1 protein-coding gene is annotated in these 329 nt (G+C 54.1%); it reads left to right on the top strand.

The features are described from left to right. On the top strand, positions 1-329 hold a 329-nt coding region (locus R7Q09_RS25815; RefSeq protein WP_318143900.1), incomplete at both ends, for a sigma 54-interacting transcriptional regulator.

A 329-nucleotide genomic window follows, 5' to 3' on the forward strand; every position in this document is an offset into this window, starting at 1 on the left:
GCTATTGGCCGCCTTTCTCGCTCGTCGATTTCCGTTTTGATCAACGGGGAGTCCGGTACAGGTAAAGAGCTGGTTGCTCATGCCCTTCACCGCCATAGCCCTCGCGCCAACAAACCTTTTATCGCTCTCAATATGGCCGCGATTCCAAAAGACTTGATTGAGTCTGAGTTGTTCGGTCACGAAAAAGGCGCATTTACGGGCGCGAACAGTGTTCGTCAAGGCCGCTTCGAGCAAGCCAACGGAGGCACGCTCTTTTTGGACGAAATCGGGGACATGCCGCTGGATATCCAGACACGTTTGCTGCGCGTGTTGGCGGATGGTCAGTTCTA

This window comes from Vibrio sp. 2130-1, from assembly GCF_033339515.1.